General features: G+C 40.8%; 13 protein-coding genes. 9 read left to right on the top strand and 4 right to left on the bottom strand.

All coding sequences use genetic code 11. The features are described from left to right. The first annotated feature begins 16 nt into the window (after positions 1-16). The 4 genes from OCK74_RS12235 to OCK74_RS27965 all read left to right on the top strand — a co-directional run bounded on the left by OCK74_RS12235 (position 17) and on the right by OCK74_RS27965 (position 2,266). Positions 17-526: a DinB family protein gene (locus tag OCK74_RS12235; RefSeq protein ID WP_279297331.1), complete on the top strand. Its 510-nt coding sequence runs from the start codon at positions 17-19 to the stop codon at positions 524-526. 156 nt (positions 527-682) lie between these two features. Beyond that, positions 683-1,588: a leishmanolysin-related zinc metalloendopeptidase gene (locus tag OCK74_RS12230; protein WP_279297330.1), complete on the top strand. Its 906-nt coding sequence runs from the start codon at positions 683-685 to the stop codon at positions 1,586-1,588. Positions 1,589-1,678: 90 nt separating this feature from the next. Further along, positions 1,679-1,912, top strand: a complete 234-nt coding sequence (locus tag OCK74_RS12225; RefSeq protein ID WP_279297329.1) for a hypothetical protein — start codon at positions 1,679-1,681, stop codon at positions 1,910-1,912. A 63-nt stretch (positions 1,913-1,975) separates the two neighbouring features. Next, positions 1,976-2,266: a PLDc N-terminal domain-containing protein gene (locus OCK74_RS27965; RefSeq protein ID WP_423803157.1), complete on the top strand. Its 291-nt coding sequence runs from the start codon at positions 1,976-1,978 to the stop codon at positions 2,264-2,266. A gap of 22 nt (positions 2,267-2,288) precedes the next feature. On the opposite strand, the gene OCK74_RS12215 is transcribed toward OCK74_RS27965, so the two are convergent. The 4 genes from OCK74_RS12215 to OCK74_RS12200 all read right to left on the bottom strand — a co-directional run bounded on the left by OCK74_RS12215 (position 2,289) and on the right by OCK74_RS12200 (position 5,232). Beyond that, positions 2,289-3,569: an MFS transporter gene (locus OCK74_RS12215; RefSeq protein ID WP_279297327.1), complete on the bottom strand. Its 1,281-nt coding sequence runs from the start codon at positions 3,567-3,569 to the stop codon at positions 2,289-2,291. A 167-nt stretch (positions 3,570-3,736) separates the two neighbouring features. Then, positions 3,737-4,363, bottom strand: a complete 627-nt coding sequence (locus OCK74_RS12210) for a transmembrane-type terpene cyclase (RefSeq protein WP_279297326.1) — start codon at positions 4,361-4,363, stop codon at positions 3,737-3,739. Positions 4,364-4,668: 305 nt separating this feature from the next. Beyond that, complete coding sequence (locus OCK74_RS12205; RefSeq protein WP_279297325.1) at positions 4,669-5,004, bottom strand: exonuclease/endonuclease/phosphatase family protein; 336 nt, start codon at positions 5,002-5,004, stop codon at positions 4,669-4,671. 54 nt (positions 5,005-5,058) lie between these two features. Next, positions 5,059-5,232: an Ig-like domain-containing domain gene (locus OCK74_RS12200; RefSeq protein WP_279297426.1), complete on the bottom strand. Its 174-nt coding sequence runs from the start codon at positions 5,230-5,232 to the stop codon at positions 5,059-5,061. 257 nt (positions 5,233-5,489) lie between these two features. On the opposite strand from OCK74_RS12200, the gene OCK74_RS12195 reads away from it, so the two are divergent. From OCK74_RS12195 to OCK74_RS12175, 5 genes are all read left to right on the top strand, one after another. After that, entirely contained in the window at positions 5,490-6,782 is a 1,293-nt protein-coding gene (locus OCK74_RS12195; protein ID WP_279297324.1) for an OmpA family protein, read from the top strand. Between the two features lie 330 nt (positions 6,783-7,112). After that, the gene (locus OCK74_RS12190) at positions 7,113-9,173 is read left to right on the top strand and encodes a hypothetical protein (protein ID WP_279297323.1); all 2,061 of its coding nucleotides are present in this window, start codon (positions 7,113-7,115) and stop codon (positions 9,171-9,173) included. Positions 9,174-9,185: 12 nt separating this feature from the next. Beyond that, positions 9,186-10,298 (top strand): hypothetical protein, encoded by a 1,113-nt coding sequence (locus tag OCK74_RS12185; RefSeq protein ID WP_279297322.1) that lies wholly within the window; start codon positions 9,186-9,188, stop codon positions 10,296-10,298. A gap of 69 nt (positions 10,299-10,367) precedes the next feature. Next, positions 10,368-17,942 carry a PA14 domain-containing protein gene (locus tag OCK74_RS12180; protein WP_279297321.1) on the top strand — a complete coding sequence of 2,525 codons (7,575 nt, stop codon included), beginning with the start codon at positions 10,368-10,370 and terminating at the stop codon, positions 17,940-17,942. 57 nt (positions 17,943-17,999) lie between these two features. Next, complete coding sequence (locus tag OCK74_RS12175; protein WP_279297320.1) at positions 18,000-18,719, top strand: LolA3 family protein; 720 nt, start codon at positions 18,000-18,002, stop codon at positions 18,717-18,719. The last annotated feature ends 12 nt before the right edge of the window (positions 18,720-18,731 follow it).

Here is an 18,731-nt window from a genome sequence, read left to right as displayed (position 1 = left end):
CAATAAATCTTTGACCATGGGCAACACAAAGTCACAAGACTATCTACAAGAACTGAACATGGAATACAGGGCCACCCGCGCCTGCCTGCAGAGAATTCCTGAATCTTTATTTGACTACAAGCCGCACCCTAAATCGATGACGATGGGTTACCTGTCCTTGCTGGTGGCTGAAATCCCTTTATGGATCAAATACATGGTGACCGATGGGGAGATTGATTTTGTAACCTTCCATCATTTTCAACCTAAAACCAATCAAGAGCTGGTGGATCATTTTGAAGATAACATGGCAGCAGCAAGGAAGGCATTGGAAGCAGCTACAGATGAAGCACTGGAGGAGTCGTTTTCCTTAAAGGCCAATGGGAAGCTGTTGTACACTTCAAAGAAGATCATAGATATTGGTATTACCATCAATCACTGGGTGCATCACCGTGGACAGCTGACGGTGTATATGCGTTTGAACGACATTGCTGTACCTTCTATTTATGGTCCTTCGGCTGATGATCAAAACTTTACAGCGTCGAAGTGAGGGGAAAAATATGTGATTATTTTCTAATGGATATTTAGTATATTAGCTATACTAATTAATCCTTCCTTCCGAATACTTAGTGGTGAGTAGTAGTGAGCAGTCCTATGCCTTATTGTTGTCTCTGTTTTGTAAACGTTATCATCAAAAAACTAACCTATGGCAAAAGCAAAAAGAGCAAAAAGTAAATCATCCGCCAGGAGAAGCGAGAGCAGCAGTTCTAACGTTGAAGTGTACATGGCCAGGGCAAATGCTCAAGTTGCCTCCGCAATAGCGAACACCACTTCCCCTTTTACGATCGAGGTCCGATTTTTAGGTGGCCTCACAAGGGCGCAGAAACAAGCCTTCAAATCTGCAGCGGACAGGTGGAGTAAGGTGATTGTTGGAGACTTGCCCAGTGTCCAGATAGACGGCGAAGTGATTGATGATATCCTGATTTTAGCGCAGGGTATCAATATCGATGGCCCAGGCCGTATTCTTGGGCAAGCTGGTCCTACCAGGTTACGCCCTGCATCAGCCGGTGCTTCGGCCTTCCTTCCTGCTAAGGGTAAGATGGCATTTGATTCGGCTGATTTGCAGCAAATGGAGCGGGATGGAACGCTCAAAGATGTGATTACACATGAAATGGGCCATGTGCTGGGCGTTGGTACTGTCTGGGGATTTAAATCACTCTTAAAGAGAGCCGGTACCTCCAACCCGACATTCATTGGACCGAATGCCATGCGCGAGTTTGGTGTGTTGCGTGGGAGCAGGCCTAAAGCGGTGCCGGTGGAAAATACGGGTGGACCAGGTACTGCGGATTCTCATTGGCGGGAAACCGTTTTTCGTAACGAATTGATGACTGGTTTTGTAGGTGCGGCCGGTAATCCATTGAGCCGCATGACTGTTGGCAGTCTAGAGGATATAGGTTATGTGGTAGACATGAATGCGGCCGAAGCATACGGCCTGCCGAACCTTATGGCGCTTGCTGAATCGGGAATGATGTTGGTTGCCAATGGAGCTCTGGATAAAGGTATAATGCTTCCCAATATTCCTTTAATTCTACCTGACGATAGCCTTGTATAATGAGATGAGGAGCAACTTGTATATAATGTAGGAGGAGCGATGAAAGGAAAATTTATAAGGCCTAAGGCCGAAATACTGAGTGCGAAGGCGATGATCCCGGAGCACAACCTTATCATTCCCCCGCCTAACCAGTTTACACATGAAGTGGTTGAGGATTCACCTTTTTACTACAGTGAACCGGGAGCCAGCGGAACACCGGTCGGAGCATTGAAGAGCGGGACTAAAGTTGTGCTCCTGGTTTATGACGAAGGAAGTTACTGTCGCGTTGCAGACGGACAGGGGCTGTATGTAGTGGTGGAGTACGGCAGGTTGAGGAAACTATAGTATCCTACTCTGTGTGGGATTGGTCTGTGTTTTGTAGCATTTACTTTCACGTTCACTCTGTCAATGAAGAACAATACCTCGCATCCAGCTTTTATTTTAGGCATTCTTAGCTACTTTCTGCTCATTGTAGGTGTAGGCCTGAAAGCAAATTCGTTCCGGGCGGGTTACTACGTGCTGGCAGTTGTCCCCATACTTGGCGCCGTTCACTGGGTGTGGAGCCTGTATAGTGTGATACGAGATCCCCAATTGAAAGGAACCGAAAGCCGGGTACTCTGGCTCCTGGTCGTCATCATCATCGCGCCTTTGGGCGGCATGATGTATTTTTTCATGAGACGAAAGCGGGTTAGCTTCTGAGTGAGCAACCGGCAGGACTTGCCTATTCAATTACCGGCACTGCCTGTTCAACTGCACCAGCTTTTTCTTTTTGCTGCCCTTTTATCATACGGCTTACACGATACACCATATAAATGCAGATCAGTGTTAATGCCACAATTATATAGCCTAAGGTGTTATAGTGTTCGAGCGGACTGAAGCTGGTTTTTTGTTTTACGATCATGCCGCCAACGACTGCAGCGAAACCTCCTGCTATTTGCTGCAACGATGAATTTACACTCATGAAGGCGCCGCGATCCTGCAATTTGGGTAAGGCAGATACCAATGCCATAGAAGGCACCATGCGGCTCATGATCCCCATCATAAAAAATATATTCATCATGATCACAAACCAGAATGGCACTACAGAAAGATTGGTGTAAATGATAACCATGATCATCATCCAGACAGAGGCGAGGGCAAAAATGGTGAACTTGTCTTTTTTGTCGCTTAACTTTCCTATTACCGGCATGATGATCAATGTGCTGATGCCTGCTACCATAAACAATAGCGGTAATTGTTCTGGTGTCACGTGAAGATTATTGATGGCGAACGCGCTGCCCCAAGGCATCATCATGAAACCACCAAGCGATAGCATGGCTGTTGCCAAAAAACCAATACGGTAATTACGTATGGAAACGGTGTGCAGCAAATGCGCTAAAGCATTGCGATCCGTTTGCAGTTCGAGGTGTTTGGTGATGGGTTGCATTCTGATTAAAATGGCTAACCAGATAAGGCTTGCCAAACCAACGATCATGAGGAAAGGAGCCTGCCAGTGCCAGTAATTGGCCAGGTACAAGCTGATGGGAATGCCCAATACCTGGCTTGCTCCAAAGCCCAATTGCAGAAAGCCCATGACGCGTCCCCGTTGTTCCAGAGGAAACAAGTCTGCCACGATTGCCATAGATATAGAACCAATCACACCGCCAAACAAACCTGTAATGATGCGTGCAGCAACCAGCATTGTATAAGATGTTGTGATACCACACAACAAGGTGCCCAGAATAAATCCTACATAAAAGAAAAGTAGTAATTTTTTGCGGTCGAATTTATCGGCGAAACCTGCGGTAAGAAAACCCGCAATCCCGGCACTGAAAGCATAGCTGGATACTGCAGTTGCAAACTGTGAAGGCTTTAGGCTCATAGATTTCATCAACATATCACCCAATGGCGACATGACCATAAAATCGAGCACTACAGTAAACTGGGTAAGGGCGAGCAGTATAATGACCAGTGCCTGGTAGGCTGAAAATTTTTTAATTGGTGTTTGATGGGTTGCAGTCATAAAAATGTTTATCGAATGGTTCTCTGTTTATGTTTGTCTCTTCAGCTCAAGAAAAAGATGACAAATATAAATGAATGATCATTCATTCGAAAGGCCCGGTACCGGAACTTCTACTGTTGCCAGGGGAGGGCGTTTACATGAGCGCCCGGAAGACATTGAGGATCTGGTTAATAGGAATGATTTTTCAAGTGGCGTATCCTCATGAGCAGGATCAAATAAACCAGGTCGGCAACAAAACAGCCTATCCCCAGGAATAAAACAAAGTTGGATTTGAGCCCATAAATTATAGTGGGGGCCAGCGTGCCAATCATTTTTAAAAGAGCTATTCCCACGGACTGGCCTTCTAAACTTTTTCTGCGGTTGAGCATGGCTATAAACAGCCAGGACATCATTAGGTTCTGGATAAAGGCTGCATACATGCCTTGTGAATGATCCAGTTCCACTGAGATCAGGTAAACAAAAAAATAGCCGGTCAGGAGTACCAGGAGTGAATAGGGATAAAATAGTTTTGGGGAAAGATAGGACGGCCATTCTTTTTTGCCATACATAAAGTAAGTAACCAGGATAAACACATCAAAGACCAACCAGACCCGGTTAATCGTTTCTTGCAGCCCTATGGGAGGAGTAGCCAGCACAAAGGAAAAGATCAATTCCCAACTAAAGTTAAAAGCCAGTGCCCAAAAAGGCATACCATAGGTTTTATCCCGGTAGGAACGATAAATGATCAGCAGGTACACCAGCGTCCAGCTAATGCCACTAACCAGCGTAAGCACAGTGGTAAGTGATTTTCCCATTGCCTTTTATTGTTGCTTTAAAATTAAATATTAATGGCTGGTATAAACAATTGATTATTTACAACACTTCTGTTGATTTATCGTACGGTTCTAAAGGAGCAGAAGGACTTTGCCGTGGCGTATCTTCAATTACCAACTATATAAGTCGCCAGAACTATATAAAAAACACGAGTTTTAGCTAAATATAATAACCAGGTTCAATCATCGGAACTTCACAGTGTCGAAGTGAGATGGGGAGTAAGTGCAAGAAGTTGATAACAAAAACCCCGCTCACTTAGGAACGGGGTTGAGTATATATGGATTGGTTAAGGGCTATGTGATAATGACTCTTTTACCACAACACCACTATAGGTGCGTATTTTGTTTACCCCGGAAGTACGGTACACAAAAGCCAGCTTTTGACCATTGGCATAATCCGGATCAGAGGTATTGGGCGCCAGGGAGTAGAAGTTTGAAACAACAAGAGCATACCCAGGCATGGCGTTCACAATATTCTGGAGGCGGGTAATGTTCACGATCTCTGAAAGCGCATATACATCCGCGTTCACATTTTGCATTACCGTTTTCACATTGGTTTCCTGCAGGTTGTCATCCTCTGGTCCATTCTGGGTGCTGCCAAACCACTCTACATTCCAGTTCATGACCTTGAGGGTATCGCTTGTGGAGCCTCCTCCTTGTGTAAGGGCGGTAAAGTTTTAGCTGGTGGTACCACTGCTGCCTGCAAAGTTGTTGCCGGCAGCATCACGGAAAGCGCCTGCACCTACTTCTACATAGTAAGCTGTTGCGTTTGCCAGGTTTGCGTATGGGATGGTTGCAGTTGAATCTGATACCAAAACACTTGAAGAAGCTACATCAGTGGTTTGGACGATTGTGTTATCGTTACTGCGCTTGATCAGCAGCGATCCTGTTCCTTTTTAATCAATCTACAAAATTGATTAAAGGAGCAATGGGTATTTTAATATGATTACCATTCATCTATATTTATAAATGCAGAACATCTTTGGATAAAAACAATAAGGTATCCATATTAAGTGTAAGTTGCCAATAAATATCAAGTGTAAGCATTTGATCACAGTATAAGTTTTATCTTCAGCATACACAAACAAATATTTTTCCGTATTCAACAATGAAAAAAGTTATTTATTTTTCTCTGCTGAATTGTCTGACTTTTACTGTTTTCTGTCAAAAAGGTTCTTATAAACAGGCTTCAATATTAGATATACATTGTTTTATCAACAACTTCAAGATTAGTCAGAAAGCCTACCATTTTAAACAATTTAATCCAGGTATAGGCATTAGCTTTATTAGTGGTATAATTAAAAGTCTGGATTTGCAAATTCAGCTAAACGGTTCTTTTCCCGATAGTAGTTTTAAACGTTCCAACTTACAGAAAAATCAACTCTTCTTATTAACAAATGATATTTGTTTAAGAGCAAGAATACTTCCTGAAAACAAATGGATACAGCCCTATGTTTCATTTGGTTCAGGAACAGCATTATATAACAATGAATATCAGGTCTATTTGCCTTTTGGCACGGGAATGCAACTTAACTACAAAGGCATGTTCTTATTGCTGACAGCACAATATCATCATACATTGAATCAAAGCTTTAACTCTGGATTTTATTATAGTTTAGGAATTGCAGGTGCTGTTGGTAAAAAAAAGAAGTTAAACGAATCCAGAAATGTAGTTTCAATGAAGAATGTACCTGTTGATAAGGACCAGGACGGCATTCCTGATGATCAGGATGCTTGTCCCAGTGAAGCGGGCACATTACTTTTATCGGGATGCCCGGATACAGACGGAGACGGGATAATCGATAGTAAAGATAAATGTCCAAAAAAATTTGGCCTTGTAAAATACAGTGGTTGTCCGATACCTGATACAGATAATGATGGACTCAATGATGAACAGGATCTGTGCCCTGAATTGCCAGGTTCGGTTGCTCACAAGGGATGTCCTTTTCCTGATAATGATCTGGATGGTATCAGTAATAATGAAGACAGTTGTATTAATCTATCTGGAAGTAAGGAAAACTTTGGATGTCCGTTCGCACCAAGAAAAATAGTAGAGCAGTTAGAAACTGCGGCTAAAAGAATTACATTTCAAACTGGCCGTTACAAACTTTCTCCTAAATCATTTTCAGTTCTTGATGAAGTGGCTGGTTTATTGCTCAGCAACCCTGTGATTAAAATAAAAATTGAAGGACATACTGATGATAAGGGTAGCAAAGAAATGAACAAGATCTTAAGTGAGCTTAGAGCAAAAGAAGTACTACTGTATTTGAAAGGAAAAGGCATTCAGCAATTCAGACTTCAAGCAATTGGTTATGGAGAAATCCAACCACTAGTTGATAATTCATCCAAAGAAGGTCAAGCTAAAAACAGACGTGTTGAATTAAAGATAATGTATGAATAAAAAGGATGTATCTGTCTTTGTAGCAAGCTAGCAGTATTTAAAAAAAACAAGAAAAAAAATAATTTACTTGGCAGTATATGCTAAGATGTGTTATTTTGCTAACGTAATAGCACAACCGAAACTAATTCCTGAACTATGAAAACAATCAGACGGCCATGTCTGTTTTTGTTATTGTTTCTACTTTTATACTTTTCATTGCCAATAAAAGCGCAGTATATTCCAGCTTTTGGTAAGAATAGTTCTGATTCGGTTTTTTGCCTGCACTTATTAGACTCTATTTACCATCTTCAACTATTTAAAGGACAGTTTGCAACTTATGATTCTGTATTCATGAAAAGGGTAAATAGTTTTCCCCTATTAGCAAAGGATACGTCTCATTATTACAGTAATCAATATAAAATAGCAAGTCATTTTTCTAATCAATTTTCAAAATCAACCCTGCAGTTTAACGGAGGAAGCATAAATTATAGTTGGAACTATCGTTCAGGAGTTGACACGCCATTTATCGAGCGTGATATCTCTCAACACATGCTCAACATTGAGGTAAATGTAACAGTAGCGCAAAAAATTCCTTTCCGGCTCACTTATTTTCAGAGAGAGAGCAATTCTTCACTCTTCAGAGATTATCGGGACTTTCGAATAGAGTATAATGAATCTGAATTTCAGCGTTTGCGTGCTGATAATGTGCGTAGATACTATAAGCAGTTGTTAGAACAATTGAAGAATCCTTACATCAAACCTGCCCTTAATGTGACCGAATATAGACTCTCAAAATATACGCACTGGCTAAATGATTCATCAGTTATAAGGGAGCTTGTTGAGTCTAAGGAGTTGATGATCAATGCTAGTACTTTTTGTGCTATAAATGATAAGACAGATTCTGCATTGAATAAGGCTAAGGCTTTTGTTATTAATTATAATAGAGTTGAAGAAGAAAATGATCATTATAAAAAGTTATATGACTCTTTATTTCAGGTATACATAAATAATCAAAAAGAGGTAAGAAATCTACAACTGTTGCTGAATGGAGATCTTAATGATTTACGAGCTCAGGAAGAAATTGACAGGATTGCTCAAAAGCATGGCATATCAAAAAGTTTTATCAAGCAGATTGCTAATGCATCAAGAGGAGTTCAATCTTTAGCTATTGGCAGAACATTACCCAATTTCAGTAATCTTACATTAAGGAATACAAATGTCCGTGGTGTACATTATGAATATAATTATCATCAATTATATGCGGCGGTTGTAGCTGGTGCTATTGATTTAAGAGTAAGAGACTTTGTTTATAATAAAGCGAAACGTGTTCCTCAATCATTAATCTCTGCAAGGCTAGGTTATGGAGAGATCAAAGGCACTCATATCATACTTACAATGCTTAAAGGAAAGAAACAGCTGCCTTCACCTAATAATTCCAGGGCAGTAGGTATATATGGATTCAGTGCAGAACTTCAAAAGATCGTTGGAAGAAATCACCTTTTTAGATTCGAAGTGGCGCAGTCAGCTGTGCCTGAAATGACAGCTTCTACAGCTCAAAAAGAAAGGGGAGCTTTCGATTTGAAAGATAAGAAAGACAGAGCTTATTCAATTCAGTTGCAGTCTAATTTCCCAAAAACCCGTTCAAAAGTGTACGCAAATTATGAGCAGCGTGGAATCAATTACCAGGCGTTCACATACTATCATTCTAACGCAGCATCAATTAGCTGGAATATAGGGCTTGACCAGTATCTATATCGAAAGAACGTTCACTTGCAGGCTTCTATAAGAAAAAATGATTTCTGCAATCCATATATACAACAAAAATATAGCGCTAATACTGTTTTCAAAAGTGTCGTATTAAGTTTTCAAAAACGTCGTTGGCCTGGAATCTCTGTTGGTTATTTACCGTCTTCTCAATATGCGGTAGTGGACAGTCTGGTTGTAGAAAATAGATATCAGATCTTCAATATGACTGTGAAACACCAGTATCAATTAGGAGCAGCTAAGGGTTCTTCCATATTGATGTTCAACCGATTTTACAACGATGTTCAAGATAGTGGGTTTGTATACTTTAATTCAACAAATTATTACTTCAATCAAAGTTTTCTGTTCGCATCTCATACTGCTAATTTAAGTATAGCTCGTACTGCTAATGGGATCAATACATTGAATGTTGTCGATGCCGGAGTTGCTACCAAAGTAAGGAAGCAGGATGCATTAGGATTCGGAGTTAAGGTTAATAATTTAAACCGAAATTTTACAAAGATTGGATTTTATGCTAATACTCAAATAGATATTCCTAAAGTCGGAGCTCTTAATTTATTGCTGGAAAAAGGCTATTTGCCGGCATGGAATCAAACCTTGAGAAAAAATGAGTTTTATAGCATCGGATTCACAAGGTATTTCAAATAATAAAATGAAACAATGAAGAAATTAATGATCTTAAGTTCGTTGCTTGTTAGTCTTTGTTGTGAAGCACAATTATTGATCAACCTGCAGACAGCACCAGTAGGAATGGTCCAAAAAAGTCAATTGTGGAACATGGCAGTCTCCAACATTAATAATACCAACCTTACTTTTCATATTGAAGTGATCATGTCAGATGTCTCAGCTGGCAGACCCGTTCTAAGTGCAGTGACCGAGCCTTTGACGCTACCGTCCGGAACTAAGCAATTGAATGCTTCATCATTTGCGCCTATTCAATATAATATCCTGAGTGCTGCATATAATATTGATCAAACACCAAGTGGTTTGTTGCCAGTTGGCAACTTTGAGGTTTGTTACAGGTTTTTAAGGCACCTTCCGGAGGATGTTGAGAATATTGCTGAAGAATGCCAGGAAATAACGGTTGAACCGATAAGCCCTCCTCAATTGATATATCCATATGATCAGGCAGCAATTGAAGTAAGCTGCCCCCAATTGAGCTGGCTGCCACCCGCGCCGGTAAGTCTTTTTACCAACCTTACATATGATTTACAGCTAGTTGAAATATTTGCCAGTCAAACAGCAGAGGATGCGATACAAAAGAACCTTCCTGTTTTCATCCGGCAAAGTATTCCTGCAACCAACTTATTATATCCCTCTTCAGCTCCAGCCCTGCAAGCTGACAAGCAATATGCCTGGAGGGTCACTGCAAAAAATAATAGCGTTCAGGTTGCACAAAGTGAAACCTGGCAATTCAATATGAAGCAATCAAGAATGGTTGATAATTTACAGAGGAACTTGCCATACGCAAAACTGGAGAAAAATGTTGAGGGCGGTTTTGCGCTCTTTTTTGGCGAGATCAGGTTCGATTACTTTAATGATTCAGAAGATAGCGTATGGCATATCTCATGTCTTGATTTGACGTCAACTAGGCAACGACCCTTTTCTTTTGATATCGATTCGATACCCTTAATAAAAGGTCAAAACCTTGTTAAGTTCAACGTGCGTGATCATTATGAATTCATAGACAAACACCTCTATTTACTTGAAATAAAAAATTCACGAAATGAAATTTGGCATTTGCGATTTGAATATCGTAAGCCAGAGGAATAAATACATATTGCAGAATTGCGACTAAACCAAAACTAAGCCATCATATCAATCTAAACCCTTTGAAAAATTATGATTCAGTTCTTTGCCGGGCAGCATCGTAAGATCGCTGGCTTATTATTCTTTGTGCTTTATTTCGAATTAGTGCTGCCTTCCATTGCGTCGGCAATGACACCACAAAACTCAATTTGTAGACTTAAATCATATCCATCAACTCCTTTAGATGCATCATTCCGCATTCCCGCTCTCACAAAAAAGTACATCGGGCAGAAGGGAATATTGAATGGAAAAAATGATTGGAACCATGAGACTGCTATTCATCTCGAAAAGCCAGTAGAACAGCCAAACCATACCAGTATTGGTGGCCCAGGCCAACCTGAAATGCAAAGCTTCCAAAGTGTCAATTCCAACAATCTGGTTGACTTATTTACGGGAGATTTTTCCTATAATATACCTCTAATGGATGTGGGTGGCTATCCAATCAACATTCATTTCAGCAGTGGAATATCAATGGATCAGGATGCAAGCTGGGTAGGTCTGGGATGGAATATCAATCCCGGAACCATCAATAGAAACATGAGGGGGTTACCAGATGATTTTAATGGAAAGGACAGCATTACCAAAACGCAAAACATCAAGGAAAATAAGACTGTGGGTGTAAGCGTGGCTGGAGGTGCAGAGGTAAAAGGCACACCGATAGGTTTGAATGCAAATACTGGCATTTTTCACAACAATTACAATGGTTGGGGATTGGATTATGGTATCGGTGCCAGTATCAACAGCGGTAAAAATGCTTATGGTCCGCTCACAGGCTCTTTGTCCATAAGCAACAATTCGCAAAGTGGTCTCAATATCGGTGGAAGTATTGGGTTTAGATTGGATCAGGAATCAAATAACCAAACCGGAAGAGTTTCTATCGGATCAAATTACAACTCAAGAGCAGGTATATCTTCACTGCAACTGTCAGCAGAGTATAGAACTAATAAATACACAACCCAAAGCCAGCAAAGGAATGGTTATCAGAATTCCAGTTCATGGGACCTGGTGGGGATGTCTTTTGCTATTCCTTCTTACACCCCATCTATTTCCATGCCCTACACCAGTTATAATTATTCATTTACCCTTAAAGGTGGTGGAGAAGTTTATTTGGTGCATCCCAGTTTGAACTTTACTGGTTATGTAAGCAAACAATATATCGATCCTGTTGATCAAAAGCAGAAATTGCCAGCTTACGGTTATTTATATTTTTCCGATAAAGGAAATAACAAGAGGGCACTGCTGGATTTTAACCGTGAAAAGGAGCTTCAGTTCAATGAAAAGTCTACACCGCACATTGCCATTCCTCAATATACATACGATATCTACTCGATCAGTGGTGAAGGTACGGGTGGAATGTTCCGGCCCTACAGGGGTGATGCGGGTTATGTACATGATCATCTGATGCGCACAAAAAGCACTGGTGGAACAGGCTCAGTTGATCTGGGCGGCGGAGGCATATTGCATACAGGTGTTGAAATCATTAACTCCTCTGTTTATTCCCAAAATACTCCATGGACAGGACAAAATGGAATGATTTCAAGAATAGGCTTTCAAAGTAGAGACACCACCTTCCAGCCTGTTTATTTTCGGAATCCGGGTGAAAAGACAAGCAATACAGTTGCATATTATCAATCGATCGGTGATGATTCTTTGATAAGGGTAAAACTGGATGGAACAAAAAAAGGCATAACCGCAACTGATAAATTACTGGTATACAATGGCCTCAATCCTGTTCGGGAAATTGAAGTCAAGGATCCCATTGTTAAAAAGCAAAGGGACAAAAGGAGCCAGGTGATTTCTTATTTAAATGCAGAAGAGGCCAGTCAATTTGGCTTAGATAAGCTGATACAATCATACCAGGAAAATGCAATACCTGTTGGCGATTGTAAGGATATCGTTGCTTCTGAGCCAAGGATAGATGAAAACAGAAAGCCTCATCACCTTTCTGAAATCGATGTTCTCAATGGTGATGGGAGACGCTATGTTTATGGACTTCCTGCTTATAACCTGGAACAGGTAGATGCAACTTTTGCAGTAAAGAAAGAAGAAGAACCTCAAAACTTGGCAGCTGGGTTGGTAAAATATACGCCAGGGACAGAGAACAATGTTAATAATCCGGAAGGTAAGGATGGTTACTTTTCAAAAGAGATTATTCCTGCCTATGCTCATTCTTTTTTACTGACTGGTATTGTCTCCCCTGATTACGTGGATATCAAGGGTGATGGCATTACAGAAGATGATTTGGGGGACGCTGTAAAATTCAATTATACCAAAGTATATGGAAAAGCAAATCCTTACCAATGGCGGACACCTTATCAAAGTGATAGAGCTAATTATAATGAAGGGCTAAAATCATATAACCGCGACGATAAGGGCACTTATATATTCGGAAAGAAAGAAGTGTGGTACTGGCATTCTGTTGAGTCCAAAACTATGATTGCCTTGTTTAAGACATCGTCAGATCGTAAAGATGTGTATTCTGTTAAAGGTGAAAATGGTGGGCTGGATGATACAAAAGGGTTGCGAAAACTTGATAGGATAGAACTTTATGTGAAGTCGGATCTGCTAAAAAACGGAAAGAATGCACGGCCTGTTAAAACAGTGCATTTTGCCTACAGTTATGAACTGTGCAAAGGAGTCGCTGGTGATACCAACAATGGAAAACTGACCTTGCAGTCTATATGGTTTACATACAATGGTAATGAAAAAGGAAAGCAAAACCCTTATGTTTTTCATTACCATGATGGTGCAGATAAAAAACCTCTTGATTTGTACAATCCAAAGTACAATGTAAAAGCTTACGACCGTTGGGGAAACTATAAGGATCCTCAATTCAACCCTGGAGGGTTAAGCAATGCTGATTATCCATATGTGTATCAGGATAGTGCAACGACAGCTCGTTATGCAGCAAGTTGGAGTCTGGATGAAATTCAGCTGCCTTCTGGCGGACGGATGAAGGTTACATACGAATCGGACGATTATAGTTATGTACAGGAGAAAAGAGCAACAGTGTTTACTGAAATCGCAGGTTTTGGTGAAAGTGAAACGGGCACACCTGTTTCAAGCCTTTATCCGGTAAAAGGGAAACCTGTGGATGATTATGATTTTGTCTTTATCAAATCGAAAATTCCTTTGGAAAGCAAAAATGATGTGTTCACTAGATATCTTGAAGGCAATGAATACATTGGTTTCAAACTGGCAGTCAAAGTTCCTAAGGACAAATGGGGTAGTGGGTATGAATTTGTACCGGTGTACGCTAAAGTAAAAGATTATGGTCTGATGACCGGCAGCAGCATGTTTTGGCTGAAATTGGAAAGGGTAGGCAATGAAAGTCCATTGGCAAGAGCCGCTATTCAATTCCTGCGCCTGAACCTGCCATCCAAAGCTTATCCATCTTCCGAACTGGGCGATAAAGTTGATTTAGGTGATGCTGTTAAAATGCTGGCCTCTTCATTTGTAGAAATACAAAATTCAGTTAATGGTTTTGGCTCGGAAGCCAGGGAAAAGGGCTGGTGCAGGGAAACTGAGTTATCCAAATCATTTATCCGCTTGAACGTACCAACTTATAAAAAGTATGGTGGTGGCCTGCGTGTAAAGCGCATTGAAATTTTTGATAACTGGAATGCTATGACCAAACGGACTAATTTTCCCGCTGGCATGAAAGAGTCTGTATATGGACAAGAATATTCCTATACCACAACTATAAAGGAAGGAGGGCAGATACGTTTGATCAGTAGTGGGGTGGCCAGTTACGAACCTATGATTGGTGGGGAAGAAAACCCATTCCGGACACCCATCGCTTACGCGGAGAAAATAGCGCCAATGGCACCTGTCAATTATATGTTCAGTGAAAATCCTATTGGTGAAAGTTTTTTTTCTTCCGCTTCTGTAGGCTACAGCAAGGTTCGGATAAGAACCATCAATGATAAAGTTAAATCTGCAAATGGCTGGGAAGAAACAGAGTACTTCACCACAAAAGATTTTCCTACCCTTGTGACGCATACTTTACTGGATGATGAAGCTAAAAGAAAATACAGGCCAAAATTGAGCAGTTTTCTAAAGATCAATTCAGTAAGCTTTCTTACCGTTAGCCAGGGTTTCAAAATTGAATTGAATGATATGAACGGCCGCGTAAAGGCCCAGTCCGTGTATGCAGAAAATGATCCTGTCCATCCAATACATTACACCAGGAACTATTATAAGGTGGACAATAACCAGGCAACGGTACAGCATTTAAATAATAATGTATGGGTAGTTGATTCTGCTAATGGATTGATCAATCCAAATGGTATCATAGGAAAGGATGTGGAAGTGATGATGGATATGCGGGAGCAATATTCCCTTTCCACTTCAAAAAATGTTTCACCAAATATTGACCTTATTCCTGGTTTTGGGATTATACCAGTAATCCCGTTCCCCTCCTTTTTGAGGCCTGCTCAACGAGAGGAAACTCGTTTCCGGTCGGCTGCTACAGTAAAAGTGGTACAGCGTTATGGTATTCTGGATAGTGTTGTGGTAGTTGATAAAGGTAGTGTAGTATCTACCAAAAATCTGGTGTATGATGGAGAAACAGGTGAAGTGATCCTTTCGAGGACCAACAATGAATTCAATGATCCTGTTTACAACTTCAGTTACCCGGCGCATTGGGCGTACAACGGTATGGGGATGGCCTACAAAAATATTGATGCTGTTTTTGGCAATTTGAATCTAATCAATGGAAAGCTGTATTACACAAATAATCAAGAGTTTCCGACAGAGCAATTTTTCGAGAGTGGCGATGAGATCCAACTCAAAGGAGTAAAACAATTCATTAGCCCGTTTAATTGCCTTCAGTTGGTTCCTCCAATATTTACATTGCCGTTGCCCTCAAAGATTTGGGCATTAGACGCAGCAAAAGGAAAGGAAAGGGCAAAGGGTATTTATTTTATTGATGAAAATGGAAGGCCTTTAACTGGCAGAGTGAATTACATGCGTATTCTCAGGTCTGGTAAAAGAAATATGCTGGATGCCAGTGCCGGAAGTATTGTGTCAATGGCTAATCCTGTTCGGGAAATTAGCCCTGGCCAATTTAAAATCGTTATTGATAGTACTACCAAAGTGTTCAATGCGTCAGCCGCTACTTACAAGGATTTATGGGCCGTGGAAAACAGTTTGTATCAGGAAGACAGTTGTTATACTACTACAAAAGATACCTTGATTCCGATTAAACCAACAGTGCGATTGATTAAAAGAAGGTATGTGGCAGGCAACTCTTCTTCTGATATTATTTCGAACAATTCCAATTTATTGATCGCAGGTACAGAAGTCATCAAACCCCAAACAGACCGGCATACCTATGTTTACAATACAAAAGCCCTTCTTCAGTTTGATTTGAATATACCCGGTAACAGCACGATTACTTCCGCATATATTGAGGTGTATGGCAGAGAGCCGAGGAATCCGGTTCCGTTATGGAGTCAGGAGTGTGTTGATAGAAATGTCTTTGGAAGTTGTGTTAGGCGAAATAATGATTGGAACAACGAAAAGTTGTTCTACCGAGATGTGACTGCCAATCATTCTTCTCTTTTTAAGAGAATGACTGTTGCTCCAGGAAATAGCAACAATTATGACAACTACGTTGGAACCAATACAAATGCTGTGGAAGTTGATTATAAATCTCCAGTCCAGGTAAGCATCAAACAGCTGATGCAGGATATTGTCAATAATGGAAATAATGGGATTTTGTTCCAGTTAAAAAACGAACCGCCCTTTGGTTCGTTGAAATATGACAGAATTGCCTTTTTATGTTATGCCGGAAATAATGAAAACTATCAGGGTTGGTGTAGGGAAGCCAAGTTTCAGAATGGTAATTATTTCCTTTGTAACAAAGGCGCAACAGGCCCCACCATCTGGATCAATGCAAAGATCCCCAAAGATACTTGTGTGAAAGTCTGCAGGTTCAACATCAATGATACTTCCATAAACCCTTACCGTTGGGGTGTGCTGGGTAACTGGCGAACTGATAGAGCCTTTACCTATTATCACGACCGGGAGCAAAGCGATGCTGCCATCACGCAAACAGATATCCGTCGCGACGGATTGTTGAAAATCTTTGAGCCTTACTGGAAGTTTTCAAGCACTGGATTATCTGCCACCACAGATACTGTAAAATGGGTATGGAACAGTGCCATGTCTCTCTACAATCGCAAAGGTTTTGAAGTGGAAAATTATGATCCGCTCGGTCGTTATAATTCAGGTTTATATGGATATAACCAGACCCTTCCTGTTGCAGTTACGCAAAACAGCAAATATAGGGAAGCTCTCTACGATGGATTTGAAGACTATGCATATAGAACAAATAACTGTGCAAGTTGCTCCAGTCCGAAAGAATTCGACTTTATCAAAGGGAACAAGGGTGTAGAGCAAAGTAGTGCAGAAAGCCATACAGGGAAATATAGTATGAAAGTGCTGGCCGGTTCAGAGTCCAGGTTAACCATGCCTGTTGTAGATACGACAACTTTGAAGGTATCTACAGCTTTATCTGTACGGGTGGACTCCACGCCGGTTTATACGCAAACTGTTGTTGGTAAAGGTACAGGTCTCACTGGAACTTATAACGGTTACCCGGTGAATAAATGTTCACTTGGACAAATTATTTTGACGGGTACCAAAACAATAACACAAACAACGGTGGAAGGGCCTATCAATATGGCCTGGGGTAGTACGGCTCCTGTATCCGGTATGTGTAATCTGATGTATGATGTTGCATGGACTGGAAAAATACAGGTTCCCTATACAGACAACTATACTTTATATGGCGTTTCAGATGGAGGCATGATGGTAAAGATCAATGGTGTAGTTGTAGTAAATGCGATGAATGCAAATGTGGAAGCAGGTGGTCCCAAAATTTCATTAGAGGCCGCTAAATTGTATGATATACAAATCAGCTATTCACATTTTACCAGTAGCAATGCATATGTTCGATTTACGTGGTCCCGTGAAGGCGATTTGATCAAGTCTGTGGTACCCAGGAACTTTCTTTATCCTGCTTCTATGACAACTGTAGATACTGTAGGATCGGTCATTCGCAATATTAAATATTACTGTGTCAAGCTTAATAATCCAAAACCTCAGAATATCATTAGGCCGATGTTCTCACCTGTTCAGGGTAGCAAACTGGTTGTAAGTGCCTGGGTGAAGATAGAAGGCACAGATTGTAATACGGCACCGGCACTCAAGGATGTCATTGTGGTGAGCTTTGATTCAAGAGGCAATAACACTACTGTGTCGCTGGAAAAAACCGGTGTGCGGATAGAAGGATGGCAACGATATGAAAGTGTTGTAAGCATTCCGGAAGATGCTACGAAACTTTACTTAAGTGTCAAAGGCACTCAGAGTCGGACAATATATCTGGATGACATCAGGGTGCAGCCTTTCAACAGTAATATGAAAAGCTACGCTTATGATCCGGTAAATCTGCGTCTGATGGCTGAACTGGATGAAAACAATTACGCTTCTTTTTATGAATACGATGATGACGGCACCTTGATCCGGGTGAAAAAAGAAACCGAGAGGGGGATTATGACCATAAAAGAAACCAGAAGTGCGCTTCTGAAGGATAGCGAATAATAAGATTTGATGATACATATAGAAATTATCTGTTACCCATAAAACAAGATCAGACTGATGAAATACTGTAAATTATTATTGATGATACTGGCATTGCAACTCATAAATGAGACCGCATATACCCAGGTGGTAGAGAAGGGATTTGAGATGATGGAATTATTGAAAATATCTGAAGTGTACCGCCAGGTGCCTGATATAAGTTTCCAGGTACATTATACCTATACGGATAGCATCAAACCATCCGAGATCCTGGAAGAACTCGATGGTAGTTATAAAATCCATAACGGCAAGTTCTGGGCGATGCTGGATAGTGTAGAATATGTTCAGGGGAACCTTTACAATCTTACCATTTATCACCAGGACAGCACAATTGCCATAGGAAACAGGCAGGAGTATAGAAATGTGTTGCAGGCACCTCTGATGGATTCACTGTTCCGGGAAGCAAATGTTCAAAGTATGCAGGTGGGTCAATTAGATGGCGCTACCCGGATATTGAAAATGAGATTCAAGCCGGAGTCTTCCTATAGTTACTACGAATTGCAATATGACCGGAATAGTTATCTCATTCGCAAAGTAAAGTTCTATATGCGGGAGCCATCGGAAGAAAAGCCAGGAAGTGGAACCCATTGCATCAGCATTGAGTTTTCAAATTATTCGGATGCAATGATTAGTGATGAATATTTCAGAGAGGACAAGTTTATATTCCAGAAAGGAAAAGAGTTTCTTACCCAACCAGCTTTTAATGGCTATCAATTATTAGTGAACATCGCTCAATAACCACCTGCAATT

It is taken from the genome of Paraflavisolibacter caeni, from assembly GCF_025628885.1.
GTDB classification, from domain to species: domain Bacteria; phylum Bacteroidota; class Bacteroidia; order Chitinophagales; family Chitinophagaceae; genus Flavisolibacter; species Flavisolibacter caeni.
The sequence above is the reverse complement of the archived record's forward strand: the minus strand, read 5'-3'. Positions and strand labels throughout refer to the sequence as shown.

Bases quoted from the DNA above. Each gene is read 5' to 3' on its own strand.
- OCK74_RS12235 (WP_279297331.1), top strand. From the start codon at position 17: ATGGGCAACACAAAGTCACAAGACTATCTACAAGAACTGAACATGGAA.
- OCK74_RS12185 (WP_279297322.1), top strand. From the start codon at position 9,186: ATGAAGAAATTAATGATCTTAAGTTCGTTGCTTGTTAGTCTTTGTTGT.
- OCK74_RS12210 (WP_279297326.1), bottom strand. From the start codon at position 4,363: ATGGGAAAATCACTTACCACTGTGCTTACGCTGGTTAGTGGCATTAGC.
- OCK74_RS12225 (WP_279297329.1), top strand. From the start codon at position 1,679: ATGATCCCGGAGCACAACCTTATCATTCCCCCGCCTAACCAGTTTACA.
- OCK74_RS12175 (WP_279297320.1), top strand. From the start codon at position 18,000: ATGAAATACTGTAAATTATTATTGATGATACTGGCATTGCAACTCATA.
- OCK74_RS12230 (WP_279297330.1), top strand. From the start codon at position 683: ATGGCAAAAGCAAAAAGAGCAAAAAGTAAATCATCCGCCAGGAGAAGC.
- OCK74_RS12190 (WP_279297323.1), top strand. From the start codon at position 7,113: ATGAAAAGGGTAAATAGTTTTCCCCTATTAGCAAAGGATACGTCTCAT.
- OCK74_RS12205 (WP_279297325.1), bottom strand. From the start codon at position 5,004: ATGAACTGGAATGTAGAGTGGTTTGGCAGCACCCAGAATGGACCAGAG.
- OCK74_RS12215 (WP_279297327.1), bottom strand. From the start codon at position 3,569: ATGACTGCAACCCATCAAACACCAATTAAAAAATTTTCAGCCTACCAG.
- OCK74_RS27965 (WP_423803157.1), top strand. From the start codon at position 1,976: ATGAAGAACAATACCTCGCATCCAGCTTTTATTTTAGGCATTCTTAGC.
- OCK74_RS12180 (WP_279297321.1), top strand. From the start codon at position 10,368: ATGATTCAGTTCTTTGCCGGGCAGCATCGTAAGATCGCTGGCTTATTA.
- OCK74_RS12195 (WP_279297324.1), top strand. From the start codon at position 5,490: ATGAAAAAAGTTATTTATTTTTCTCTGCTGAATTGTCTGACTTTTACT.